The organism is Clostridium paridis (assembly GCF_016765615.1).
Classification (GTDB): Bacteria; Bacillota; Clostridia; order Clostridiales; family Clostridiaceae; genus Clostridium_T; species Clostridium_T paridis.
Genome location: NZ_JAESWA010000027.1, coordinates 179,999 through 206,258 on the forward strand (window position 1 = coordinate 179,999; position 26,260 = coordinate 206,258).

Here is a 26,260-nt window from a genome sequence, read left to right on the forward strand (position 1 = left end):
ATTTAATGTTAGGTTATTTTCATATTTTGAAAATTAATATCTTCTTTAAATGATATATTTTAAGTAAAGGGTTACATAAGAGTTTAAGGAGGAGAGATTTGAATGGATAATTTTAAAAAGTTTCCCGATAATTTTTTATGGGGTGGCGCAATAGCAGCAAATCAAGCAGAAGGTGCATACTTAGAGAATGGAAAAGGTCTGTCTACCTCTGATGTATTACCAGCTGGTGGGGAAGCAAGATTTAGAGCAATACTAAATCCTCAGGAATTCATTGATAATATGGAGGGATATCGTCCTTCACATTTAGCAATAGATTTCTATCACAGATATAAAGAAGATGTTGCATTACTTGGTGAGATGGGATTTAAGTGTTTCCGTACTTCAATAAACTGGACAAGAATCTTTCCAGAGGGGGATGAAGAAACTCCAAATGAAGAAGGACTTAAATTTTATGATGAATTATTTGATGAACTATTAAAATATAATATTCAACCAGTAATAACTATTTCTCACTATGAAATGCCATTAGGACTAGTAAAAAAATATGGCGGATGGAGAAGTAGAGAAGTAATTGAGTGCTATGTTAGATATGCAAAGACCTTATTTAATAGATATAAGGATAAGGTTAAATATTGGATGACCTTTAATGAAATAAATATAACTGCTCATGCACCTTTTGTAGGGGCTGGGGTAATTATAAAAGAAGGAGAAAATGCAAAACAAGCTATTTATCAAGCAGCTCATCATCAGTTTATGGCTAGTGCTTTAGCAGTTAAAGCTTGTCATGAAATAGATCCTGAAGCAAAGATTGGTTGTATGTTGGCCGGTTCAATTAACTACCCGTATACATGCAAACCAGATGATGTGTTTGAAGCAATGCAAAAGGATAGAGAGTCCTTCTTCTTTGGAGATGTTCAAGCAAGAGGATATTATCCAAGCTATATTAAACGTTTCTTTAGAGAAAATAATGTTGTTATTAAAATGGAAGATGGAGATGAAGAAATACTTAGAAATAATACTGTAGATTATGTAGCTTTCAGTTACTACATGAGTGGTGTAGTAAGTACAGCTCCAGAAGATAAGGATAAAACTGAAGGAAACTTCATGAGTGGAGTTAGAAATCCATATTTAAAAGCTTCAGATTGGGGTTGGCAAATAGATCCTAAGGGCTTTAGATATATTTTGAATTATTATTATGATCGCTATCAAAAACCACTTTTTGTAGTAGAAAATGGACTAGGGGCAGTTGATGTAGTAGAAGATGGGGATGTAATAAATGATGACTATAGGATTAATTATCTAAGAGATCACATTTATGAAATGAGAGAAGCTATTGAAGATGGTGTTGAACTATTAGGATACACTACATGGGGACCAATAGACTTAGTAAGTGCAGGAACTGGAGAAATGAAAAAGAGATATGGGTTTATTTATGTAGATAGAGATAACGAAGGAAATGGAACGCTTAGAAGACTTAGAAAGAAGAGTTTTAATTGGTATAAAAAAGTTATAGAGACTAATGGACAAGAACTTTAGAAGGTTAAATTTAATAAAATAAAAAAGGTGATTCTTGAAAGCAATATTTTCAAGAATCACCTTTATTAATTTGAGGAATTAAAACTAATATAATATAATGTAATAGAGAATTATGAATTACTATTTTAAATCTCAGATAGAGGAGATGAAATATGGAAGAAGTTATTTATCGTTTATTGTTTTTTGTAAATTCTAGCAGGGAAAAAGATGTTTATTACACTATAGCTTGGACAATGCTTGAAAATATAAACCAGGTTCCTAAATATAATATAAATCAATTAGCAGACATGTGTTACACGTCTCCAGCTACTATTAGTAGGTTTATTAAAAAATTAGATTTCGAGAGTTTTGGAGATTTTAAAAATAAACTTGAGCATACTATTAAATATTATAATGATCAGCTATCTTTTAATCTAAAATTAATTGATAATAAAAGTATTAAGCCAAGTACAATAGAAAATGAATTTTATGATTTGTTAATAGATAACTTAGAACAAAGCCGTAAGAATATTAATATGAGGAGTTTAGATAAACTTTTAGAACTTATTTATACTCATAACAAGATTTCTTTCTTCGGGATGCAATTCTCTCAGTACATAGCTATGGAAATACAAGCTAAGTTCATAGCATTAGGTAAACTTGCCACTGCTTTTGTGGATTTTCAGGAGCAACTTAAGCACATTGAAGAATTAGATGAAAACTCGCTTGTTATAATGTTATCTGTAGCTGGAAGAGTAGCGAAGACAGATATAATTAAAAAGATTAAAAGAAAGAAAGTTAAGTTAGCAGTTATAACTCAGGATCCTGATGTAGAACGTTTTAAAGAGGCTGATTTAGTTATTAATTTTGGAAATCCAGACATTAAAAGTGTTGAATCAATAGTCTTAGGTAGATATACATTATTAAGTATCATGGATATTTTGTATTATAGATATGGACAATTATATAACCATAGAAATAATTAAACTGAGGATTTTCAAGATAGAAAATCCTCAGTTATGCTATTCTAAGTATTTTATAGCATTGTCAGACATTTTCTTTAATAATTTTAAGGCTAGAAGTTTTTCTTCCTCTGTAAAATCAAAGGATAGAAATGAACTGGACTCATTAAGAACCCTAGTAATTATTGGTTTTATATCAAGGGCTTTTTGGGTAACATAAAGCTTATAGGCCCTACGATCTGTTTCATCAACGTCTCGTCTAACATAACCAGCTTCTTCAAGTTTTTTTATAGCCTTTGCGGTTGTTCCCTTATCTATTGCAAGTAGATCAGAAAGCTTATCTTGGCTTATTCCATCATTACAATATAAATTTAAGATGAATATGTATTGACCACTGCCTATATTATATTCTTTTAAATGCTTGCTAATATAATTTTGATTATACCTATTTAATATAGATATCCATTTACCTAAGGATTCACTACTTTCCAAAGCTATTTCCCCCATAGCATAATTTATAGTTCAATATATAGTTGCATTTGCAACTTATTTGAAATATAATAATAGTTGCCAGTGCAACTATTATTATAATACATATATTATAAAAATCATATATTAAATTTTAAAGGAGGTTTTAATTATGAATACAACAAATGAATTAGGCACTGAAAGTGTAGGGAAACTTCTTTTGAAATTTTCTATTCCAGCAATTATTGGTATGTTAGTGAATGTACTCTATAGTATTGTAGATAGAATATTTGTTGGAAGAGGGGTGGGATCTCTACCGCTTTCAGGTGTAGCAGTAACATTCCCAATAACAAATGTCATTATGGCGTTTGGTATGCTTGCAGGAATAGGTGCAGGTGCAGTTATTTCTATAAAACTAGGTCAGAATAAAAAAGAAGAAGCAGAACATATTTTAGGAAATGCATTCGTTTTACTTGTTATATTCTCTGTATTTATTACTGTCGTAGGAATACTTTTCCTTGAGCCTATACTTAGGATACTAGGGGCAAACGAAGATATAATGCTTTATGCAAAAGAATTTTCTTTTATTATTTTCCTTGGTGTTATTTTTCAAAATATTGCTTTTGGATTAAATTCAGTTATTAGGTCACAAGGTGATCCTAAAACGGCAATGGTTACAATGTTGTTAGGAGCTTTTATAAATTTTATAGCTAATCCTTTATTTATATTTGTATTTAAATTGGGAGTAAGAGGGTCAGCTTTATCAACTGTTATTTCACAAATGATAACTGCCACTTGGACACTTTGGTTCTTCCTAAAAGGTAAGGGACTATTGAAGCTTAAGAGAGAAAACCTGAAGTTAGATTCTCATATTATTAGGCAAATAATAGCAATTGGTATGTCTCCTTTCGTAATGCAATTAGCAGCAAGTGTAGTTACCATTACATTTAACAAGAGTTTAGAAAATTACGGTGGTTCTATTGCTATAGGAGCTATGGCACTAGTGACAAGCATTAATATGCTTATATTAATGCCTATATTCGGAATAAATCAAGGGGTTCAGCCTATTATTGGATACAATTACGGTGCAAAAAATTACAAGAGAGTTAAAAAGGCACTTAAGTATGCCGTTATGGGAGCTACAGCAATTACAGTGTTCGGATTTATAATGGTAGAACTATTCCCAGTTCAAATAATAAAGATATTTAACAGTGATGATGTTGGGCTAGTAGATATGGGATCAAGAGGACTTACTATATTTTTATTAATGTTACCAATTGTAGGCTTCACTATAGTTGGAACTAATTATTTCCAAGCTATAGCGAAAGCAAAACTTTCTATGATACTAGGACTACTTAGACAAGTATTGTTTTTAATACCATTGATAATCATACTACCTAATTACTTTAAATTAGATGGTATTTGGATGGCTCAACCTATAGCCGACTTTATTACAACTGTTGTTACAGGTGTGTTTGTTTATAGGGAAATGAAGATTCTTACAAGGGAAGAACAAAAGGATAAAGAAGAGTTTCCTAAAGGTGATTTAGAAGTTAAAGTAGCAGATATGTAAATGTAAAATAAAAGAGCCCAAAGGGCTCTTTTATTTTACATTAATGGCATTCTACCGTATTTATATTTTGTTTCTTGTGCTAGATCACTATATTTTCTTGGATGTGGTTCTTCGTCTATAATGTGCATTTCTTGTATAAATTTCTTGAATAAGTTCTGTATTTTCATCATTTATATCATCTCCTTAGAATTTAATCCGTTAATAAATTCTAGAAATATTAATTGTCTCTACATCTTCTTTATAATATATTCTATGATGATAGTCAATTAAAAACATGCCCAAAAACTGTGATTTTTTTTAATAAATTAATAAATGAAAACTATATAAGGACAGAGTTTATTGATAGATTATCAATAAATATCAAAAAGCTTTGATAAATTTTAGATGCATAAAAATCGGTATATTTTAAGTGCATTTTTAGATCGTAAATAAATGTTTTTAAAAAATTTATAAATTTATTATGGAAAGTAGTATAATAATTAGTAATGAGAATCCAAAATCAGTCGAAAATTCTATGTGAGGAATAAAGTGTATAAAACTTATGTTAATATATAGCTTTTTATAGGAACTTAAGGGGGGATATAAGTGGATAAAAAGAAAATAGTTCAATTACTCATGACTACTGCAGCAACATCAACAGGTGTTATTATTTCAAATCATGCGGCATATGCAGCAACAAATACAACTTCAGTAGCAAATATTCAGCAATTCACCAAAAAAGGACAAGTTATTAATGTTAGCACTAATCTTAGAGTAAGATCAGGTGCAGGATCTAATTACTCAATAATTGGATACTTAGTAAATGGACAAACTTTTAGTATATTAGGTTCAGAAGGCGATTGGTACAATATACAGTATGATGGCAGAAGTGGATATGTAAGTAAGGATTATGTTAAGGACGTCTCGTCAGGTGGTATTGTGACTACACCTACGAATAATATAGTTTCTTCTTCATCTAAAGGAGAAGTTGTTAATATAAGTAGTAGTTTAAGAATAAGATCATCTGCCAGCACTAGTTCATCAATCGTTGGATATTTTACTAATGGACAAACATTTGATATAAAGGGTAAGTCAGGATATTGGTTCTATATACAAGCAAATGGAATAAGTGGATATGTACATAAAGATTATGTTAAAGAGATTGGTACATCAGAAGGAACTACTAGTCCTTCGACACCAATTCAGAATCCGACTCAAACTCCATCACAAGATAATGGAAGTAAGAGAGGGGTAGTTTATAATGTTAGCTCTAATCTAAGACTAAGAAGTAAGCCAAGTACTGGATCAGATAGTAAAGTATTAGCATATTTATTACCTGGAGCAACTTTTGATGTCTTAGGAACGTATGGGGATTGGTATAATGTTAATTATAATGGGAACATAGGATACCTACTTAAGGACTATGTTAAGTTAGTAGATGGGACTAGTTCTAATAATAGCAGTGGTGCTGATAATACCAACACTCCAAGTAATTCTTCAGCCTATAATAAGATTTTAAGTGCATTAAAAGCACAAATTGGATCTCCATATGTTTATGGTGGGGCAGGAGAATTATTAACAACAGCGTACTTAAATACTATAAAACAAACTTTTTCAGTTGAGGCATCAAGAGGAGTTTATGACTTGGCTGCAAAATATGTAGATAAGGGATATAGAGCATTTGATTGTTCAGGTTTTGTTCAATGGGGATATAAGCAAGCAGGAATAACTATCGGAAGAACTACTTGGGATCAAATTAATAATGGAGTGGAAGTATCTGTTTCGGATGCAAAACCGGGAGATCTTTTATTCTATAGTGATATTAGTCATGTAGGCATGTACATAGGAAATGGGCAATGGATAGAGTCACCAAACTCTAAGGATTATGTGAAGATTGTAAATGTAAATTGGAGTAAAATAGGCCGAGTTAGAAGAATCCTAAATTAGTAGAATTATTTAAGGCATAGGTACAATTGGAGGAAACTATGAGTAAGATTATAGATTTAAGAAGTGATACAGTAACAGAGCCAACTGAAAAAATGAGAGAAGCTATGTTTAAGGCTACAGTAGGGGATGACGTGTATGAGGATGACCCTACTATAAAAGAATTAGAAAAATATGCAGCAACCATGGTTGGAAAAGAGGCAGCAATATTTGTCCCTAGTGGAACTTTTGGAAATCAACTAGCTATATTTACCCATTGTAAAAGAGGAGACGAAGTAATACTAGGTGAAGATTGTCATATAGTTGCGCATGAAGTCGGTGCAGCAGCTGTAATTGCAGGTGTTCAACTTAGAGCGTTAGAAACAAAAAGAGGAAAGATGGATGTCTCAAAGGTTACATCTATAATAAGATCAGAACAGGAAGATATTCATTTTCCAGGTACATCTTTGATTTGTTTAGAGAATGCATATTCAAATGGATCAGTAGTAGACCTGGAATACATGAAATCAATTTATAACATAGCAGAAAAAAGGAATTTAAAGGTACACTTAGATGGAGCAAGATTATTTAATGCAGCAACGTATTTACAAGTTGATGCAAAAGATATTGTTAAATATTGTGATTCAGTAATGTTTTGTTTATCTAAGGGGCTATGCTCTCCAATAGGATCTATATTAGCAGGAAGCAAGGAATTTATAGAAAAAGCTAGAAAGAAAAGAAAGCTAATGGGCGGTGGATTAAGACAAGGTGGCTTTTTAGCAGCTGCAGGACTTATTTCACTTAAAGAGATGACTGGCAGATTAAGTGAAGATCATCATAATGCAAGATACCTAGCAAGTAGACTAGAGGAGATTTCAGGTATAACTGTTGATAAAGATAACCTTGATATCAATATGGTTTTCTTCAAAATTGAAAATTGCAATAAGAGCTCTAATGAGCTATGTGACGCATTTTTAAGCAAAGGAATAAAAACAAATCCACCAGAAGCAGGAAAGATGAGATTTGTGACACACTATTGGGTTAATAAAGAAGATATTGATTATGTTGTTAACGTGATGAAGGAATTAATATAGTAATGATTAATAAGATTCAGAGATTTTTCAAACAAAAAATTTCTGAATCTTATTTTTTGCCCTTTTTATATATAAAACTTTAGAAATATTAAAGAAAGGTTAAATTTTAAAATAGTAGTGTTTTATAAAAAATAATTAGGAGTATTGTCATTAAATTGACACTTTCGAACAATATACTAGATATATTAAAGATATTGTTAAATTATAGTTGGATATTTTAAAAATGATAATTAATCAATGTAGGGGGAATTATTATGAAAAGAAAGCTAGTGAAATACATTGTTGCAGCAGTAGTTGTAATTGCAGTAGCTACAGGAGGATATGTAGGATACAATAAGATTTTTGCCAGCAAGGCTACGGCTACAAGTGCTCAATACATGACTGTATCTGCTACAAAAACAAATATTACAGTAAATGTACAGGGTACAGGATCTGCATTTGCAGGAACATCTAAAGATATATCTGCAAGTAATAATGGTACACTAACTGGACTTAATGTAAAGGTAGGGGATACTGTTAAAGCAGGGGATACTTTGTTTGTTTCTGACAGCCAAGATGTAAAGCAAAACTTAGATAAAGCAAAAAGTAACTTAGATAAGGCAAATTCTCAGGCATCAGCTAGTAATACAAATAGCCAAGTTGCAGATGCTCAAGCTGCAGTAACTCAAGCAGAAAATGAACTTAGCCAAGCAACAAATAAAGTAAATTCAATGACATCAAGTGCACCAGTAAGTGGAACTGTAACTGCAGTAAATAATAGTAACGGAGATTATGTTGATTCTAGAAAACCAATTTTATCAATCACTGATGATAATGGCAAAGTAGTACAAGTTACTTCAAATAATAGTGGAACAATACAAGGATTAAGTGTAGGAGTTGGAAGTAAAGTTGCTTCGGGTCAAAGATTATTTACTACAGACAATCAGGATTTGAGAGATGCGGTTTCAAAAGCACAAGATGATTTAAGTAAAGCAAAAGCATCTTTATCATCAGCTCAAAGACAATCAAGCTCAAGTTCAGATACGTCAGGTGTTAGTGATGCTCAAAGTCAATATAATTCTGCTTCAGAGCAAGTGACTAAAATGACAGTAACATCACCAATTGATGGAATAGTTACACAAGAAAATAATGCCAATGGTGATGATATACAGTCTGGTAAATCAGTATTAACTGTGGTAGATCCATCATCAATAAAGGTTAAGGTTGCTATAGATGAAATGGATATAAACAAGGTTAAGGTTGGACAAAAAGCTCAGATTAAGTTCGATGCAATTAGTGATAAAACTTTTGATGGCTCAGTAGAATCAATAGCACTAACAGGAACTTCAAGTAATAATGTAACTACATATGATGTTGTAGTTTCAGTAGCAAACCCAACAGATATTAAAATAGGAATGAATGCAAATGTAAATATATCAGTTGAAAGTAAGGATGATGTTTTAGCAATACCTACAGAAGCTTTAGTAGATAGGAACGGAACTAAATATGTAATGGTAGAAGGTGCACCGGCATCAAGTAATAGTTCAAATGCCAATTCAAATAATAGTTCAAGTAATAATCAAAAAGGTTCATATTCAGGAAGTGGAAATGGACGAGCAGGTGGAAGAATGGGAGGCACATATTCAGGTGCAGGAAAACTTGTTCAGGTTAAGACAGGAATACAAAATGAAAACTATGTAGAGATTTTAGATGGACTAACTGAAGGAGAAAAAGTTTTAGTTACTTTGCCGAAAACTACAACTACTAATACAACAGGAAATAGAAGTGGTTTTGGTGGCATGGGAGGCTTTGGCGGCAGTATAGGAGGCGGAGCCAATAGACAAACAGGTGGTGGAAATGCAGGCAATAGTAGTAATGGCAATGGTAGTAAGAGTGGAAGTACTAATGGCACAAGCAAAGGAAACTAACCAGATAATATAAATTATAATGTGTCATTTTTGAGGATGTCTATCTTTTAAAAATGCCTTACTGGAGGAAGATATTATATGGCAAATGAAATAAACCAAACTGAAGTAATTAAAATGACAAATATAAATAAAACCTATCCAATGGGAAGTAGTGAATTTATAGCATTAGATGATGTTAACCTAACAATAAATAAAGGTGAATATGTGGCAATAGTAGGACCATCTGGTGCGGGTAAATCAACCTTGATGAATATAATAGGTTGCCTAGATACTGCTACAAAAGGGGATTATTTTCTTGATGGGCTAGATACTAGATGTAGTGATTCTAAGCTTGCAGAGATAAGAAATAAAAAAATCGGGTTTATATTTCAAAACTATAATTTGTTACCAAAGTTAAGTGTTTTAGAGAATGTTGAATTACCACTTGTATACTTAGGACTCTCAAATAGTAAAATAAAAGAAAAATCTTTAGTGGCGCTGAAAAAGGTTGGATTAGAATCTCATCTTAAGCATAAACCAACAGAATTATCAGGAGGACAGAAACAAAGAGTTGCAATCGCAAGGGCTTTAGTTACAGAACCTCAAATAATCTTAGCTGACGAGCCTACTGGAGCTCTAGACAGTAAAACAGGTAAAGAAGTTCTTCAGATGATAAAGGAACTTAACGCAGAAGGAAATACGATAGTTATGATTACGCATGATATGGAAATTGCCCAAGAAGCTCATAGAATTATTACTGTTAAAGATGGTAGAATTACCTCAGATAGCATGAAAGAAGGTGAAGTTAGCTAATGAAAGTAACTAAGTTATTTAAAATGGCTTTATCTTCTGTTTGGAGCAATAAGATGAGGTCATTCTTAACAATGTTAGGGATAATTATAGGTATATCTTCTGTAATTGTATTAGTAGGAATTGGACAGGGAACTAATAAGCAGGTTACAGAACAAATAGAAAGTTTGGGTACAAACTTAATTACTGTAAGTATTACTGGAAATAGAACTGCAACCATAACAGACCAAGAGTTAGCAGATTTAAAAACAAAGCCTGGAATAAAAGAAATAGCTCCTGCATTAACATCAGGAAGTGTTAATGTAAAGGCAGGAACAAAATCAGCAACTACTAGCTTAGAAGCATCTACTCCTTCCTATGAGGAAATTAGAAAAATAAGCGTAAGTGCGGGTAGATTTATAAATGATATTGATTTAGAACAAAGATATAAGGTGTTAGTTATTGGTAGTGAAACAGCAGATAATATATTTGGTACAACAGACGTAGTGGGGAAGACAATGTATGTAAATGGAATAGAGTTTAATATTGTAGGGGTACTTACACCACAGGGAAGTACTTCAGCAGGCTCTAGTGACGACAGAATAATACTTCCATTATCTACTGCAGAAAGATTACTTCAAACTACTAAAATAAGAAGTTTTTATGTAGAGGCCAAAGATAAAGATAGTGTTAGTGAAGCTATGTCTTATTTACAATTATTTTTAAATAAGAAGTATAATAATGACACTAAGAGTTATAGAGTATTCGACCAGACATCATTACTTCAAACAGCTAGTACTACAACTGCAAGCTTAACTGCTATGCTAGGAGGAATTGCAGCTATATCCCTTTTAGTAGGAGGTATAGGAATTATGAACATAATGCTTGTTTCGGTTATAGAAAGAACTAGAGAAATAGGAATAAGGAAAGCCATAGGAGCTAAAAGAAGTAGTATTTTACTGCAATTTTTAATTGAATCTGCAAGTATTAGTAGTCTTGGAGGAATAATTGGTGTATTACTTGGCTACTTAGGCGGATATGGAGCACAAAATTTATTTAAAATGAATGTTTATATTTCAGGAAATGTAGTAATTGGAGCATTCGTATTCTCTGTTTTAGTTGGAATAGTATTTGGAATGTATCCAGCTAATAAAGCGTCTAAGTTAAATCCAATTGATGCCTTAAGGTTTGAATAAAAATATAGATATTTGTTTAAAAAGGAATAGCGATTGCTATTCCTTTTTTATATGCAAAACTGCAAAAAACTGCACAAAACCATTTACAAAACTGCACAAAAATGCTAATATCATAATGGAACTGTTGTAAAATGATTTTGGAAAGGGATTAAGAATTATGTTTGCAGAGGAACGTAGAGAACAAATACTCTTGAAAATTAAAAAAACAGGAAGGGTTCTTGCAAAAGATTTATCAGAGGAACTTGAAGTATCTATTGATACAATAAGAAGAGATCTTACCTATATGGAGGAAAAAGGACTTCTTAAGAGGACTCATGGGGGTGCTGTAACTTTATCAAAGGTTAGAAGGCTACCAATGGATGATAAGATTAGATATAGTGATGGAACAGAGCATCAAAATGCTGTAGCAAAAATAGCAGCCAGTTATATTGAGGAAGAGGATACAGTCTTTATTGGAAATGCAAGTATTCATTTTATTATGCTTAAATATCTTCCTAGAGATAAGACATTTACTGTAATCACTAATTCACTTAGAGTGGCAGAACGTCTTAAGGATTTTAATAATATAGAATCATATATAGTATGTGGAAAGATAAAAAGTGAAGAAGGAATAGTAGATGCATTAGCCACTGAATTTGTAAGAAACTTAAGGATAGATAAAGCTTTTTTAACTGGAGGAGGTATTTCTGCAAAACATGGATTAAGCAGCTCGACTCCAGAAGGTGCAATCTTTCATAAAGCTGTAGCGGGAGTGTCTAGAAGGAAGATATGTCTAGCTAATTTTGATAAAGTAGGTACTGAATTCTTTTCAAAAACTCTTGATATAAATGACTTAGACATAATAATTACTGACTGGGAAGCGCCAGATGAAGAAATAGAGAAATTAAAGCAACAAGAAGTTAAGGTTATAATAGCTAAAGAAATATAATTATTGAAAAATGAAAGGAGAAAAAGATGAAAGTAGATTTTTATACATCTAAAAGAGAGTATGACCAAAAAAAAGAGGAGTTTGATAAGGCAATACAAAAGATTATTGAAAAGGGAAACTTTATACTTGGAGAAGAAGTAAGAGAATTTGAAAAGGCAATCGAGGAGTATACAGGAGCTAAGCATGCTATCGGAGTTGCATCAGGTACAGATGCATTGGTTATTGCAGCTGACATTTTAGGATTTAAAGATGGAAAAGAAATCATTACATCACCATTTACGTTTTTAGCATCTGCGTCATGTATAACAAAGCACGGAGGAAAGCCAGTTTTTGTTGATATAGATGAAGAGACCTTTGGTATAGATGTAAATAAAATTGAAGAAAAGATTAATGAAAATACAGTAGGTATATTACCAATACATCTTTTTGATCAAATGCCTGACATGGATAAAATAATGGATGTAGCAGAGAAGCATAATCTTAAAGTTCTAGAAGATGCTGCGGAAGCATTTGGTATGAGATGGAAAGGAAATGGAGAAGAATATAAGCACTCAGGAGCTATAGGAGACTTTGGAGTATTTTCCTTCTTCCCAACAAAAACCCTTGGCGGTTATGGAGATGGAGGAATGATTATAACAAATAATGATGAGCTTGCTAACCTTGCTAAGTGTTATAGGGTACATGGAGCTTCAAAAAAATATCATTATGATTTTATAGGTTATAATTCAAGATTAGACACCCTTCAGGCCTCTATACTATCAGTTAAATTAAAATATATAGATGATGCAATAAAAAGAAGAAAAGAAATTGCAGAGCTTTATATGGAAAAACTAAAAGATTGTAAGAATGTTAGACTTCCAATTGCAAAGGGAGATCAAAAGCAAGTATATTATGTATTTAATATATTAGCTGAAGATAGAGATGGCCTTGCAGAATATTTAAAGAAAAATGAAATTGGATATAGTATCTACTACCCAATACCACTACATCTTCAAGAATCCTTTAAATATTTAGGATACAAAAAAGGAGATTTCCCTGTGGCAGAAAGAATTTGTGGTGAAATATTAGCGTTACCAATATATCCTGAAATAACAAATGAAGAAATTGAATATGTTTGTGATACTATTATAAATTTCTACAAGAATAAATAATTGTGAAAGAAGGATAAGAATATGATAAATAAGAAAATACCTTTTTCCCCTCCAGATATAACAGATTTAGAAATTCAAGCTGTTGTAGAAGTATTAAAGAGTGGATGGATTACATCAGGACCTAAGGTGCAGAAATTTGAGCAGGAAGTAGCAAATTATTCTGATGCAAATTATTCTGTTGCATTAAATAGTGCAACAGCAGGTTTAGAATTAATTCTAAAGGTTTTAAATCTAGGTGCAGGAGATGAAGTAATAACAACTCCATATACTTATGCAGCAACTTCCAATGTTTTAATTCATAGAGGAATAAAACCTGTATTTGTAGATGTTAAAAAGGATAGTTTCTTAATAGATATAGACAAAATATATGATGCAATAACTCCAAATACAAAAGCAATAATGACTGTTGATATTGGAGGAATGCCAGTAGACTATGATTCAGTTAGAGAAGTAATAAAGGCTAAAAATCGTGAAGACATAGTACTTATTTCAGATTCAGCTCATTCTTTTGGGGCAAAGTACAAAGGAAAAAGAGTTGGAGGGCAAATGGATTTTCATGTTTTCTCCTATCATGCTGTAAAAAATCTTACTACAGCTGAGGGTGGATCAATAACCTATAATGACAACAATTTTCATGGAAAACCAGATTTGTTTAGAGAGTTTAAGTATACCGCACTTCAAGGTCAAACAAAGGATGCTTTATCAAAAATGCAGGCTGGAGCATGGAAATATGATATATTAACAGATGGGTTAAAATGCAATATGACTGATATTATGGCTGCAATAGGTTTGGCTCAGCTAAAGAGATATGATGAAATGACAGAAAAGAGAAAAGCTTTATTTAATGTGTATAATAATATATTGAGTGAAAAGGAATGGGCTATTATACCGGTAGCAAATGATGATATTTCGGAAAGCTGCTATCATATATATACATTAAGAATAAAGGGATTTAAAGAAGAACAAAGAGATAGAGTAATTCAGGATATGGGAGAGAAAGATATAGCTACAAATGTTCATTTTATACCACTTCCTATGCTTACTTTATATAAAAACTTAGGATATGATATTAAGGATTACCCTAACGCATATGCTCAATATGAAAATGAGATAACTTTGCCTTTGTATTCAACTTTATCATTAGAAGATGCTGAATATGTAGTAAAGGAATTAATAGAATCAATAGAAAAAGAATTTAAATAGATATAAGTTTAAATAAGCTGTTTCAAAATTTGAAACAGCTTATTTTATTACATAGTTGTTGAATTAGCTGTAGCTGATTGAAGAATGTTTATAAGTGTATCCATATCAGCACTTAATTTTTTTAGTCCATCTGTTCTAGTGTTTTGAATATTTATAACATTATCTAGTTGAGTTAAAGCGTCTTGAAAATTCTTATTCTTAACATCAGTTTTTACAGTAGTAAAGGCTGTTTTAGTAGAGTCTTTAGTTGCAGCTAAAGAAGAAACGTCACTATTTATTGTTTGCAATTGAGCATCAATTTTAGATAAGTCATCAGAAGTTAGTTTTTTGCCACTCTGTTTTATATCCTTTATGAGATTTTTTGCAGTTGTTCTTTTCCCTTTAATATCGTTTCTAAGAGCTTGATTAGTCGCGTGATTTTGTTTAATAGTATCTTTCTTTTGTGTAGCAGCAGGTTTGTATTGTTGCCATTCACTTTTAGTCTCAATATTTTGTTGTTGTTTAATTAACCCTGAGCCAAATTGTTTTGTTGCACTAGTACTAGTTTCAGCAGCACTTGCAGAAATTGCTGGAACTAAGCAAGTAATAGCCACCATTGAAGCAAGAACTTTTAACTTTAAATTTTTCATAATAACATCTCCTATTTTAAATTATTTATTAATGTATCAGTTTCATTTACATCAGTGCTATCATCTAGACTGTCTAAGGCATTATTTAAGTTATCTAAGCTGCTATCTACATTATTAATTGATGTATTTGCTGCTTTTGAGTTATCGGTATTAGAATTTTTAGTACTAGGAACAGATTTGGATGATGCTTCAGAACTATTATTTACTTGTTTATTAGAAGCATCTTGTCTCCTTCCGCAGCCAGCAAGGATAGTAAAAGTAAAAAATATAGAAACAACTATAGTAATAAATTTTTTCAAGGTGTAACCTCCTATTTAAACATAAATATTGATTAAAAGTTATTTAATTTATTGCTTACAAATATAGTTTACCAAGTAACCTTAGGCTGAATCTCCGAAAAATTGTGGCAAAATTAAGGCAGAATTAGCGTGGATATGTGAATAAAAAAGTTGGTATGCTATAATCAAACTAAAATATAAGGTGGTAAATTTATGGATAATAGACTAATATATATCGCTGATGATGAAGTTAAGATACAAGAGATAATAAGAATGTTTTTAAAAAAAGAAGGTTATGATGTTGAGACCTTCTCTGATGGAAAAAGTCTTTTAGATCAATTTAAACAAAATCAAGCAGATATGCTTATAATTGATGTAATGATGCCTGGTATTGATGGCCTTGCTCTATGCTCTGAAATAAGAAAAGAGAGTACAGTCCCTATAATTATTATTTCTGCAAAGGATAGTGAATCAGATAAAATAGCAGGACTAATGCTTGGAAGTGATGATTATATGACTAAACCATTTAGTCCAGTAGAATTAGTATTAAGAGTTAAGAGTATTTTTAGGAGAATGGAACTGGAGAGAACTAATAAAGAAAGCAAGTCAATAATAAATATTTCTGATGTTGAGATATTTACAGAGGGTAGATATGCTCTTTGTAAGGGTCAAGATTTAAAACTAACCTCAATGGAATTTAATTTACTATTATATTTATCTAAAAATATAAATAAGGGCGTAAGCAGAGAAGAATTACTAAATAAGATATGGGGCTTTGATAGTGAAGTAGATACAAGGGCGACAGATGATATGATAAAAAGAATAAGAAAAAAACTATTAAATGTAGGATCAGACTTAAAGATAGATACACTTTGGGGATTTGGTTTTATAATAGCTAATAAGTAACAAGAAGGAAATGATATGAAGAGAAAATATAAAACATCAATACAGAAAAGAATATTTTTATCCCATATTATTATTGTAGGGGTTGCACTTTTACTCACAATGATAATTTTTGATGTCTGCCTTAGTTTATACGTAAGGAGAGAAATTAAATCACAAATTATTACATCAGGACAAATGCTTGCTAAGACGATAGAAGAAGAAAATAAAAGCGGAATAGATGTAACTGAAAAATATAAAAATTCTAATGAATTTAATAAGAGTTTAATTCAAATGAATAAAACAATAAAACAATCCCAAGCACTTTTAGATATAAACTATGTGTTATTAGGAAAAAATGAAGATATTATATATCCGCCAAATGAAAATAAACAAGAATATAATTTTATAGAAAAAAATTTAATGAAAGTTGTAAATAGAAGAATTACATTATCCGGTCTTAATAATAACACTACAATTAATTTCAAAATATCAGGAAATAGATATATTTTAGGAGCATTTAACTTAAACTTGAAGGGAAATAAAGGTGGATATCTTATTGTATATTCAGATTTAGCTAAAAGTAGAAGTCTTACTATGGTTGTTAATATTATGTTGTTTTTAATATTACTTGCTGCGGCAGTAATTGCATCAGTTATTTCTAGTAATGTTTCAGAAAAGATATCAAAACCAATATATGAATTAGTGAATTATGCAAAAAAAATTGGAGATAGAGAATATAATGTTAAATTTAAAAAGCAAAATGATGATGAGATTGGTAAGCTAGTAGATAGTATGGAGCTTATGACAAAAAAATTAGCAGCTTACGATGACACCATGAAAACTTTTATGCAAAACGCATCACATGAGCTTAGAACTCCGCTTATGTCAATACAAGGGTACGCTGAGGGAATAAAATATGGTGTAGTAGATGAGCAAGATAAGGCGATTGAAATAATTATAGATGAAAGCAAAAGATTATCAGAATTAGTTGAAAATTTACTATACCTATCAAAAATTGATGCTATGCAGGAGGAATTCAAGTTTGAAGCAGTAAATATTGAAGAAATAATTAGAACTTGTATAGATAGAATAAATGGGATTGCAGTTAAAGAGGGTAAAACAATTAGTCTTTCTTCAAATTTGGGCAATGTAATGATTATGGCAGATGAGGATAAACTTACACGAGCAATGTTAAACATATTTGGCAATTGTCTTAGGTATGCTAAGAAGAATATATATGTTCAATTGAACAAGAATGAGTCGAATATTGAGATTTTAGTTAAAGATGATGGTCCTGGATTTGACAGTAAGGACATAGATAATATATTTGACAGATTCTATAAAGGTAAAGGTGGAAACTATGGATTAGGGTTAGCAATAACTAAAAGTATCATTTTAAGACATGGGGGAACTATAGTTGCTAAGAATAATGTTAATGAAGGAGCTTGCTACATTATTAATTTAAAAGATAACTTATAAATTTCAATAACTTTATTTTGTGGTAAAATTATTATGTAAAATAAAATAATTGGAGATACAATATGAGGAAAATTACTATAGATGAGTTAAAAGCACAAGAAGTTTTTAAAACTCTAAAAAAAGAAACATTAGATGCTTTAGTAAAGAATATAGTTGTAACAAGCGTTGAAAAGAATTCCCATGTTTTTAGAGATAAAGAAAAAGTTGATACAGTATACATAGTTTTAAGTGGAAAGTTTTCTTTATATAAGCTTGGAGAAAACTCTAATAAGAAAATAATATATATATTAGGTACTGGGAAAATATTAAATGATGTTATTCTAGATAATCTTGCAGCATCTATTAATTGTGAGGCTTTTGAAGCAGGAGAGCTTATAGCTATAAAAAAATCAGAACTACTTGATATTATGAGTAGAGATTTTGAATTAACTAAAATAATAGTTAATTCTTTGACAATAAAAGTCAGAAGATTATATAGGCAATTAAAGAATACAACACCTCTAAAAATTGAAAAAAGAGTGGCTGCAAAGCTATGGAAACTATGTAAGGACTACGGAGTAGATTATGATGAAGGGTCTCTTATAGATATGAGGATAACTGTAACATATCTAGCAGATATGTTCGGAAGTCAGAGAGAAACTATATCGAGAGCTTTAAAACAACTAGAAGAATTGAGTTTAATAGAAATGAGAGATAAGAAGATATTCATTATTAATAAAGAAAAGCTTTTGAAATATTTTAAAGGACTGTGATTATTATCACAGTCCTTTGTTTTAGGGTTATTTTATAATAAATTTATAGAAAAGAGGAGGAGTTGTTGTCATGTTTAGTGAAGAAATTAACAAAGTAAGTGAAGCTGCAAAAGCAAAGATAGGCTTACTAAACAAGAATAAGTTTGGATACTTGCTGTCGGCAATGTTTGCTGGGTTGTATGTAGGATTAGGAATAATGCTTATATTTACAATCGGAGGATTATTATCATCTGGAAATTCTCCAGCAACTAAGATTGTTATGGGATTAGGTTTTGGTGTAGCACTTAGCTTAGTAATTTTTGCTGGCTCAGAACTGTTTACAGGAAACAATTTTGTAATGACTGTTGGAATATTAAAAGGAAAAACTTCAGTTTTAGATGCAATTAAAATTTGGATTTTTAGTTTTGTTGGAAATCTAATTGGTTCAGTATTAGGAGGATATCTTTATTATGCTACAGGGTTAGGTAAAGCAGCAGTAGGAGAATTTATTGTTAAGACTGCAGCGACAAAGATGGGACTACCTATTCATGAACTAATAACTAGAGGGATATTTTGTAACATATTAGTTTGCCTTGCAGTTTGGTGTACTTACAGAATGAAAGAAGAAACTGGTAAGCTTATTATGATTTTTTGGTGTCTTTTTGCATTTATAACTTCTGGATTTGAGCACAGTATCGCAAATATGACATTACTATCTATTAGTTTATTTATACCTCATACTGCTGCAGTTAGTATAGGTGGTTTTATATATAATATAGGATTTGTAACATTAGGTAATTTTATTGGAGGCGCTTTATTTTTAGCAATACCATATTACCTTATTTCAAAAGATAAATAAGATATTCTGCATAAAAAAATATTAAGAGGTGTAAGTCATGGGGTTTAAATTAACTGTTGAAAACTTTAATTTGTTATTAGAGAGATATTCTAAGGATTATAAGATATTTGCTCCAAAAATTCTAACAGGAAAAGGAACCTTTTCGGATACAGACATAGTTAGATATGGAGAAATATCAGATATTGAGGAAGTAGAATTCAATCAAAAGTCAGCATTTTCTTATAAGGAAACACTACTACCTATAACTCAAACTTTGTTCTATTTTACTGAGGATCAGTGGATTGAGCCAAAGGAAGAGGAAAAAGGAGCACTAATTTTCTTAAGAAGTTGTGATATTCACTCTGTTAAGAGGATAGATGATATATATTTGAAAAATGGAGTAGAAGATCCATACTATAAGAAGTTAAGAGAAAAAGCAAAGTTTATACTTATTGGATGTGAAAGTAGCTTTGATAATTGTTTTTGTGTAAGCATGGGAACAAATAAAACAGACGAACAAGATGCTTATGTAAAACTAGATGGAAATATGGTTTACTTTGATGTAAAGGATTCACAATTAGAAGCGTATATAGGTGATTTAGAGAGAGAAACTGTGGATATATCACCTGATTTTGTGGACAAAAACGAAGTATCTGTGAATATTCCTGATAACTTAGATATTAAGGTTATGGATTCAGAAGTATGGAAAGAGTATTCAGCTAGATGCATAGCTTGTGGAAGATGTAATTTTGTTTGTCCTACTTGTACATGCTTTACCACACAGGATATTTTCTATAAGGATAATGCAAAAGCAGGAGAAAGAAGAAGAGTTTGGGCTTCTTGTCATGTAGATGGATATACAAATATGGCTGGAGGACATAGCTTTAGATTAGACAAAGGACAAAGAATGAGATTTAAAGTTCTACACAAAGTATATGATTATAAAAAGAGATGGGGATATCATATGTGTGTAGGTTGTGGTAGATGTGATGATATCTGTCCAGAATATATTTCCTTCTCAAACTGTGTAAATAAATTAGAAACTGCAATGGACGAGGTGAATAAAAATGAGTAATGTATATATGCCATTTAGAACTGAAATATTAGATATAAAGCAACATACTGATATTGAATATACTTTTAGATTATCTTTCCAAGGTGAAGTTAAACCAGGGCAGTTTTTTGAATTATCTCTTCCTAAATACGGGGAAGCGCCTATCTCTGTTTCAGGAATTGGGGAGGGTTATGTAGAACTAACTATAAGAAGGGTTGGAGTTGTAACTAATGAGATATTCAACTACCATGTAGGTCAAAACTTATTTATGAGAGGACCTTATGGGAACGGTTTTGATACAGAAATTTATAAGGGAAAAGAACTTATCGTAGTAGCAGGTGGAACAGGTTTATCTCCAGTTAGAGGGGTTATAGATCATTTTGCAAAGAATAGAGAAGAAATAAAAAAGGTAACTTTAATTACTGGATTTAAATCTCCAAAAGATATTCTATTTAAAGAAGATTTAAGTGTGTGGGAAAAAACAATAGATATAGTATTAACTGTAGATGGAGCGGATGAAGATTATAAAGGGAATGTAGGACTTGTTACAAAGTATATACCAGAAGTTAAAGTTGAAGATATGAATTCACTTCAAGTTATCGTTGTTGGTCCTCCTATTATGATGAAATTTGCAGTAGCAGAATTTTTGAAATTAGGGTTAAAAGAAGAAAATATATGGATTTCACAAGAAAGAAAGATGTGTTGTGGCGTTGGAAAATGCGGACACTGCAAAATAGATGATACTTATGTATGTATAGATGGGCCTGTGTTCAATTATACAAAAGGAAAGCTATTAAGGGATTAGGGGGAATAGAAGTGGATATAAATACTAAGGCTCTCAAAAAAAATGCTTTTAGAGTTACAAAGAAAAGAGGAATGACAGCCTCAAGAATAAGAGTTCCTGGAGGACATTTAAAAGCAGAATATTTAAGTCTAATTCAAGAAATTGCTGATAAGTATGGTAATGGGACAGTACATTTAACTACTAGACAAGGTTTTGAAGTACCAGACATAGATATGAAGGATATACCTGAAGTTAATAGATTGCTTCAACCTATTATAGAAGGACTAGAAATTAATCAAGAAGTACCAGGAGAAGGATATACTGCAGCGGGAACTAGAAATGTATCTGCATGCATAGGTAATAGAGTGTGCCCTTTTGCTAATTATGATACATCTGGATTTGCTCAAAGAATAGAAAAAGATATTTTCCCTAATGACTTACACTTTAAGATAGCTTTAACAGGTTGTCCTAATGATTGCATGAAGGTAAGGATGCATGATTTTGGTATTATAGGCATGACAGAGCCACAGTATGATGCTTATAGATGCATAGGTTGTCAAGCTTGTGTAAATAACTGCAAAAAAAGAGCAACTGGTGCATTAAAATTTGAAAACTTTAAAGTTGTTAGAGATCACGATAAATGTATAGGCTGTGGGGAATGCGTAGGAAAATGCCCAACAGGTGCTTGGACTAGAAGTGAAGAAAAGTATTATAGATTAGCTATCATGGGAAGATCAGGTAAGAAAAATCCTAGATTAGCAGAAGATTTTATTATCTGGGCAGATGAATCTAGCATAAGAAAAATTATTTTAAATACTTATGACTATGTTACTGAGTATATTGATAAGGAAGCTCCTGGTGGAAAAGAGCATATAGGATATATTATTGATAGAACTGGCTTTGAAGAATACAAAAAGTGGGCATTTAAAGATGTTGAACTTGGAGAAAAGGCTATTGTTAAAGATAATATATACTGGAGTGGAATTAGATATTAACAAGATATATAAAAAAGTCCCCAAAATGTCTTATACATTTTGGGGACTTTTTTTAAAATGTAACCTTAGGAACTTCAGTTGCCCCTTGGGTAGCCTTGAAATATTCTTTGTCTGGATATTTTGATCCGAAAAACATATTAACAAAAAATCTTTTTTTATAGCTGTTAAAATCCTGGACAGAATCGTTATAATCTTTTCTTGCAACAGCTATTCTATTTTCAGTGCCAGCTAACTCATCTTGAAGTCTCATAAAGTTTTCATTTGCTTTTAAAACAGGATAATTTTCTACTATAACATTAAGACTTCTTAGAGCAGTAGTTAACTCAGCATCTCCTTGAGCCTTCATTGCAGGAGAGGAAGTTCCAGCAATTTTCATTCTGGCATTAGCAATATCAGTAAATACCTTTTCTTCATGACTTGTATAACCCTTCACTGTTTCTACAAGATTTGGAATTAAATCATTTCTTCTTTGAAGCTGATTATCTACTTGGCTAAAGTTTGAAGCCACTTTTTGATCCTTTGATATTAACTTATTATAGCTAGTTATATATGTTCCACCTAATATGGCGATTACAGCTATAATAATTATTATGGGTATTAATAATGAAGAGATCTTTTTCATTTTTTACCTCCTTAAGTTTATATTCTTACCAGCCACCAGAGGAACCTCCTCCACCAGAGGAACCGCCGCCGAAGCCTCCGGAAGAACCTCCAGAACCTCCAGAACCTCCAGAACCTCCGAATGGACCACCACCTCCATAATAGCCACCCCAAAAACCACCATAATATCTTCCACCATTTCTTCCTCTAGGACCTCCACCGCCAAACAAACGAATAACAATTATAAATAATATAATTGAGAATAAGGGAAGGATTCCTCTAAATAAAGAGGATGTATTTTGAATATTTGTGGAAGTATCTACATCAGCGTTAGAGCTTGGTAGTGGATTATTATTGGTATAGTTACTTACATCTATGTTGTACTCCTGTCCAATGTTCGTAAGTATTCTGTTATATAGAGTTATTATGCCTTTATCGTATTCTCCAGCTTTAAAAAAGCTTGATAATTCTCTCAAATATGTACCTGTTTTTGCATCTGGTAAGATTCCTTCCAATCCATAACCCACTTCAACCCTAAACTTCCGATCATTTTTTGAGATTAATATTAAGACACCATTATTTTTTTCTTTATTTCCTATTCCCCATTGTCTAAAAAGAGAATTAGCGTAGTCCTCTATTGTGGTATTGGCTAATGAATTAATTGTTACCACTGCAATTTCAGCTGTAGTTTTATTTTTAATTTCTTCAGAAGTCCTTAATATATAATCCTTAGTATCTGAAGAAAACATTTTTGCATAATCTTGAAAATAAATATTAGAAGTAGGTTTGGTAGGAATTTCTGATTTTTTATTAGTGCAGCTTATAAATAACATTGATATAATAACAAAAAATCCAAAGAAAAGTTGTAGATTCTTTCTATTCATGATTACCTCCCAAAATAAAGACTTATAAACCGTATCAATGATAGTTTGTGTAAAATATACTAAGTTTATAAGTTAATTAAAGATTTTGATAATTGACAATAAAGAACGAGTATTATATATTAACATTGTAGATTTCATTAGAACCAAGGAAAGAGGTGCTTTTGTGAGCGGGGTAGTATCTAAATAGATTAATTTTATATTTCTAAATAAATTTTTAAATGATGGTATAGTATACCTTTATTTGCTATGGGTTTATTTAGAGAATCTATGAAGATACAGAGCCATAAGTACTCATTTAATATGATAGGAAAAGTCTATCATTTAATAAGTTTGCATATTTTTAGCTATGGTGTATCCATAGCTTTTTTTATTTAATAATAGAGGGTTATGATAACTTTCGGAATTTACTAATGAAATCTTTTTTTCGTTGTGTCTTCATAGAATGATATATTCTATGTAAGGAGAGAGATGAATGAATAATAATACATTGGAAAAACTTCAATTTGAGGAATTAAAGGAGATTGTAAAATCCTACTGCGTTAGTGGACTTGGGAAAAAACTAATTGATAAGCTTATGCCTAGCACGAATATAAAGGTAGTTGAAAAAAGGTTAAGTGAAACAAGTGAAGGCAGAGAATTATTAGGTTCAAGTAATTATGTACCTTTAGATGGTATATTCAATATAGATAATTTAATAACAGCCATTGAAAAAGGAGCTGTATTAGAGCCAGAAGACTTAGGGGTTTTTTGCAATTTTTTAAGAGGATGTAGAAAAATAAAAGAATATATGAAGGGTAAAGAATTTTATGCCCCTACATTAAGTTCTTATGGAGATAATATCACTGAATTAAGATATATAGAAGAAGAAATAGAATATTCAATTAAAGGAAATAGAGTGGATTCAAATGCAACTAAAGAGCTGAAAAAAATAAGGAAGTCTATTGATATTGTTGAAGGAAGAATACAAGAAACTCTAAATAAGTTTTTAAAAAATAGTGCTTATAAGAATTATATACAAGACTTTTTTATAAGCAAAAGGAATGATAGGTTTACCATACCTATAAAGGCAGCATATAAAAACCATGTAGATGGGACTATAATAGAAGTTTCATCAAAAGGATCAACAGTATTTATAGAGCCTAGTTCTGTTTCTAAAAATACATCTGAATTAATGGAATTAAAGGCTCAAGAATCCATAGAAGAATATAAGGTTTTGGCAACTATAACTGGAATGATATTTGAAAGTTTAAAACAAATTAAAATAAATATTGAGGTTATTTCTGAATATGACATGATATTTGCGAAAGCTAAGTATAGTAGAGCAATATGTGGCATAAAACCAAAACTAAATGATTATGGATATATAAATATTATTAAAGGTAAACATCCATTACTTGAGGGAAGGGTAGTACCACTTGATATAAGTGTTGGTAAAGATTATAGAACACTTATTATTACAGGTCCAAATGCTGGAGGCAAGACAGTAGTTCTAAAAAACTTAGGGTTATTAACTCTTGCAACTCAAGCTGGATTTCATATTCCGGCTGAAGAAGGAACAGAAATAGCAGTGTTTGAAAAAATCTTTGTTGATATTGGTGATAATCAAAGTATAGAGAACTCACTAAGTACCTTCTCTTCTCATATTAAGAATCTAGCGTCAATGATAAATGGTTGTAATAGATCTACGTTAATAATTTGCGATGAGATAGGGAGTGGAACAGAGCCGAATGAAGGAGCAGCAATAGCCATTGCTGTTTTAGAAGAGTTTTACCATAGCGGATGTATAACACTAGCAACTACTCACTATGGAGAAATAAAAAACTTCTCAGAGGGCCATCAAGATTTTGAAAATGCAGCTATGCAATTTGAAAATGAAACATTAGAACCTTTATATAAGCTAGTTATAGGTAAATCAGGTGATAGCAATGCATTCTGGATATCTAGAAAGATGGGAATAAGTGATTCTGTAATTGAAAGAGCACAAAGCTATATAGAAAATAAGAATTATAACTATAGCTTAGTGAGAGATAGCAAAGTTAAGAAGTACACTATGGTTGAAGAACCATCAGAGATTAAGCAGGAAACTTATGAAGTAGGGGATAAGGTTTTACTGCTTGAAAAAAATGATTATGGAATAGTATATAAGACGGCAGATAAACTAAATAACTTAGTGGTTCTATACAAAGGCAGCTTTATTGAGGTAAATGATAAGAGAATAAAACTAGAACTTAAAGCTAAGGAGCTGTACCCTGAAGATTACGATATGGATAGTTTATTTAGGTGCTATAAAGAGAGAAAGTTAGAACGGGATATAGAAAGAGGTTCCAAGAAAGCATTAAAGAAAATACAAAAAGAAATTAGAAAAAATAAATAAAAATTAATAGCCATTGCAGTATAATTATATGTAATGGCTATTATATTGAGAAAGTTTCAGGA

General features: G+C 31.3%; 25 protein-coding genes. 19 read left to right on the forward strand and 6 right to left on the reverse strand.

Annotated features, from left to right (window positions below):
• The first annotated feature begins 102 nt into the window (after nucleotides 1-102).
• Both JK634_RS18425 and JK634_RS18430 read left to right on the forward strand, forming a co-directional pair.
• The gene (locus tag JK634_RS18425; RefSeq protein ID WP_202769188.1) at nucleotides 103-1,536 is read left to right on the forward strand and encodes a 6-phospho-beta-glucosidase; all 1,434 of its coding nucleotides are present in this window, start codon (nucleotides 103-105) and stop codon (nucleotides 1,534-1,536) included.
• Between the two features lie 152 nt (nucleotides 1,537-1,688).
• Nucleotides 1,689-2,501: a MurR/RpiR family transcriptional regulator gene (locus JK634_RS18430; protein WP_202769189.1), complete on the forward strand. Its 813-nt coding sequence runs from the start codon at nucleotides 1,689-1,691 to the stop codon at nucleotides 2,499-2,501.
• Between the two features lie 36 nt (nucleotides 2,502-2,537).
• On the opposite strand, the gene JK634_RS18435 is transcribed toward JK634_RS18430, so the two are convergent.
• A complete protein-coding gene (locus tag JK634_RS18435; protein ID WP_202769190.1) occupies nucleotides 2,538-2,969 on the reverse strand; it encodes a MarR family winged helix-turn-helix transcriptional regulator in 432 nt (143 codons plus the stop codon).
• A gap of 148 nt (nucleotides 2,970-3,117) precedes the next feature.
• Between JK634_RS18435 and JK634_RS18440 the strand changes: the two genes are divergently transcribed.
• A complete protein-coding gene (locus JK634_RS18440) occupies nucleotides 3,118-4,518 on the forward strand; it encodes an MATE family efflux transporter (RefSeq protein ID WP_202769191.1) in 1,401 nt (466 codons plus the stop codon).
• A gap of 35 nt (nucleotides 4,519-4,553) precedes the next feature.
• On the opposite strand, the gene JK634_RS20585 is transcribed toward JK634_RS18440, so the two are convergent.
• The gene (locus JK634_RS20585) at nucleotides 4,554-4,688 is read right to left on the reverse strand and encodes a hypothetical protein (RefSeq protein WP_274229164.1); all 135 of its coding nucleotides are present in this window, start codon (nucleotides 4,686-4,688) and stop codon (nucleotides 4,554-4,556) included.
• 415 nt (nucleotides 4,689-5,103) lie between these two features.
• Here JK634_RS20585 and JK634_RS18445 point away from each other — a divergent pair, with 415 nt between their 5' ends.
• The 8 genes from JK634_RS18445 (at nucleotide 5,104) to JK634_RS18480 (ending at nucleotide 14,667) form a co-directional block, all read left to right on the forward strand.
• Nucleotides 5,104-6,444, forward strand: coding sequence for an SH3 domain-containing protein (locus JK634_RS18445; protein ID WP_202769192.1), 1,341 nt, complete (start codon nucleotides 5,104-5,106; stop codon nucleotides 6,442-6,444).
• A gap of 38 nt (nucleotides 6,445-6,482) precedes the next feature.
• Nucleotides 6,483-7,514, forward strand: coding sequence for a low-specificity L-threonine aldolase (gene ltaE, locus JK634_RS18450; RefSeq protein WP_202769193.1), 1,032 nt, complete (start codon nucleotides 6,483-6,485; stop codon nucleotides 7,512-7,514).
• 254 nt (nucleotides 7,515-7,768) lie between these two features.
• A complete protein-coding gene (locus JK634_RS18455; protein ID WP_202769194.1) occupies nucleotides 7,769-9,421 on the forward strand; it encodes an efflux RND transporter periplasmic adaptor subunit in 1,653 nt (550 codons plus the stop codon).
• 78 nt (nucleotides 9,422-9,499) lie between these two features.
• Entirely contained in the window at nucleotides 9,500-10,213 is a 714-nt protein-coding gene (locus JK634_RS18460) for an ABC transporter ATP-binding protein (RefSeq protein WP_202769195.1), read from the forward strand.
• Complete coding sequence (locus JK634_RS18465) at nucleotides 10,213-11,385, forward strand: ABC transporter permease (RefSeq protein WP_202769196.1); 1,173 nt, start codon at nucleotides 10,213-10,215, stop codon at nucleotides 11,383-11,385. The genes JK634_RS18460 and JK634_RS18465 overlap by 1 nt, the downstream gene beginning before the upstream one ends.
• A 157-nt stretch (nucleotides 11,386-11,542) precedes the next feature.
• Nucleotides 11,543-12,313: a DeoR/GlpR family DNA-binding transcription regulator gene (locus JK634_RS18470; protein WP_202769197.1), complete on the forward strand. Its 771-nt coding sequence runs from the start codon at nucleotides 11,543-11,545 to the stop codon at nucleotides 12,311-12,313.
• Between the two features lie 26 nt (nucleotides 12,314-12,339).
• Nucleotides 12,340-13,464: a DegT/DnrJ/EryC1/StrS family aminotransferase gene (locus JK634_RS18475; RefSeq protein ID WP_202769198.1), complete on the forward strand. Its 1,125-nt coding sequence runs from the start codon at nucleotides 12,340-12,342 to the stop codon at nucleotides 13,462-13,464.
• Between the two features lie 21 nt (nucleotides 13,465-13,485).
• A complete protein-coding gene (locus JK634_RS18480) occupies nucleotides 13,486-14,667 on the forward strand; it encodes a DegT/DnrJ/EryC1/StrS family aminotransferase (protein WP_202769204.1) in 1,182 nt (393 codons plus the stop codon).
• 47 nt (nucleotides 14,668-14,714) lie between these two features.
• On the opposite strand, the gene JK634_RS18485 is transcribed toward JK634_RS18480, so the two are convergent.
• Nucleotides 14,715-15,296 carry a hypothetical protein gene (locus JK634_RS18485; RefSeq protein ID WP_202769206.1) on the reverse strand — a complete coding sequence of 194 codons (582 nt, stop codon included), beginning with the start codon at nucleotides 15,294-15,296 and terminating at the stop codon, nucleotides 14,715-14,717.
• 11 nt (nucleotides 15,297-15,307) lie between these two features.
• Nucleotides 15,308-15,595 (reverse strand): hypothetical protein, encoded by a 288-nt coding sequence (locus tag JK634_RS18490; RefSeq protein WP_202769208.1) that lies wholly within the window; start codon nucleotides 15,593-15,595, stop codon nucleotides 15,308-15,310.
• A 192-nt stretch (nucleotides 15,596-15,787) separates the two neighbouring features.
• On the opposite strand from JK634_RS18490, the gene JK634_RS18495 reads away from it, so the two are divergent.
• The 7 genes from JK634_RS18495 (at nucleotide 15,788) to asrC (ending at nucleotide 22,340) form a co-directional block, all read left to right on the forward strand.
• Nucleotides 15,788-16,480 (forward strand): response regulator transcription factor, encoded by a 693-nt coding sequence (locus JK634_RS18495; protein ID WP_202769210.1) that lies wholly within the window; start codon nucleotides 15,788-15,790, stop codon nucleotides 16,478-16,480.
• A 15-nt stretch (nucleotides 16,481-16,495) separates the two neighbouring features.
• Nucleotides 16,496-17,938, forward strand: coding sequence for a HAMP domain-containing sensor histidine kinase (locus tag JK634_RS18500; protein WP_202769211.1), 1,443 nt, complete (start codon nucleotides 16,496-16,498; stop codon nucleotides 17,936-17,938).
• A gap of 62 nt (nucleotides 17,939-18,000) precedes the next feature.
• The gene (locus JK634_RS18505) at nucleotides 18,001-18,690 is read left to right on the forward strand and encodes a Crp/Fnr family transcriptional regulator (protein WP_202769212.1); all 690 of its coding nucleotides are present in this window, start codon (nucleotides 18,001-18,003) and stop codon (nucleotides 18,688-18,690) included.
• 70 nt (nucleotides 18,691-18,760) lie between these two features.
• Nucleotides 18,761-19,528, forward strand: a complete 768-nt coding sequence (locus tag JK634_RS18510; protein WP_202769214.1) for a formate/nitrite transporter family protein — start codon at nucleotides 18,761-18,763, stop codon at nucleotides 19,526-19,528.
• Between the two features lie 37 nt (nucleotides 19,529-19,565).
• Entirely contained in the window at nucleotides 19,566-20,582 is a 1,017-nt protein-coding gene (gene asrA / locus JK634_RS18515) for an anaerobic sulfite reductase subunit AsrA (protein ID WP_202769220.1), read from the forward strand.
• A complete protein-coding gene (gene asrB, locus JK634_RS18520; protein WP_202769226.1) occupies nucleotides 20,575-21,366 on the forward strand; it encodes an anaerobic sulfite reductase subunit AsrB in 792 nt (263 codons plus the stop codon). Before asrA ends, asrB begins: the two co-directional genes overlap by 8 nt.
• An 11-nt stretch (nucleotides 21,367-21,377) precedes the next feature.
• Entirely contained in the window at nucleotides 21,378-22,340 is a 963-nt protein-coding gene (gene asrC, locus JK634_RS18525; protein WP_202769230.1) for a sulfite reductase subunit C, read from the forward strand.
• A 52-nt stretch (nucleotides 22,341-22,392) separates the two neighbouring features.
• Here asrC and JK634_RS18530 read toward each other — a convergent pair whose 3' ends face one another.
• Nucleotides 22,393-22,962, reverse strand: a complete 570-nt coding sequence (locus tag JK634_RS18530) for a LemA family protein (protein ID WP_202769231.1) — start codon at nucleotides 22,960-22,962, stop codon at nucleotides 22,393-22,395.
• A gap of 25 nt (nucleotides 22,963-22,987) precedes the next feature.
• A complete protein-coding gene (locus JK634_RS18535; RefSeq protein ID WP_202769232.1) occupies nucleotides 22,988-23,824 on the reverse strand; it encodes a TPM domain-containing protein in 837 nt (278 codons plus the stop codon).
• 472 nt (nucleotides 23,825-24,296) lie between these two features.
• Here JK634_RS18535 and JK634_RS18540 point away from each other — a divergent pair, with 472 nt between their 5' ends.
• Nucleotides 24,297-26,198 (forward strand): endonuclease MutS2, encoded by a 1,902-nt coding sequence (locus JK634_RS18540; RefSeq protein WP_202769233.1) that lies wholly within the window; start codon nucleotides 24,297-24,299, stop codon nucleotides 26,196-26,198.
• The last annotated feature ends 62 nt before the right edge of the window (nucleotides 26,199-26,260 follow it).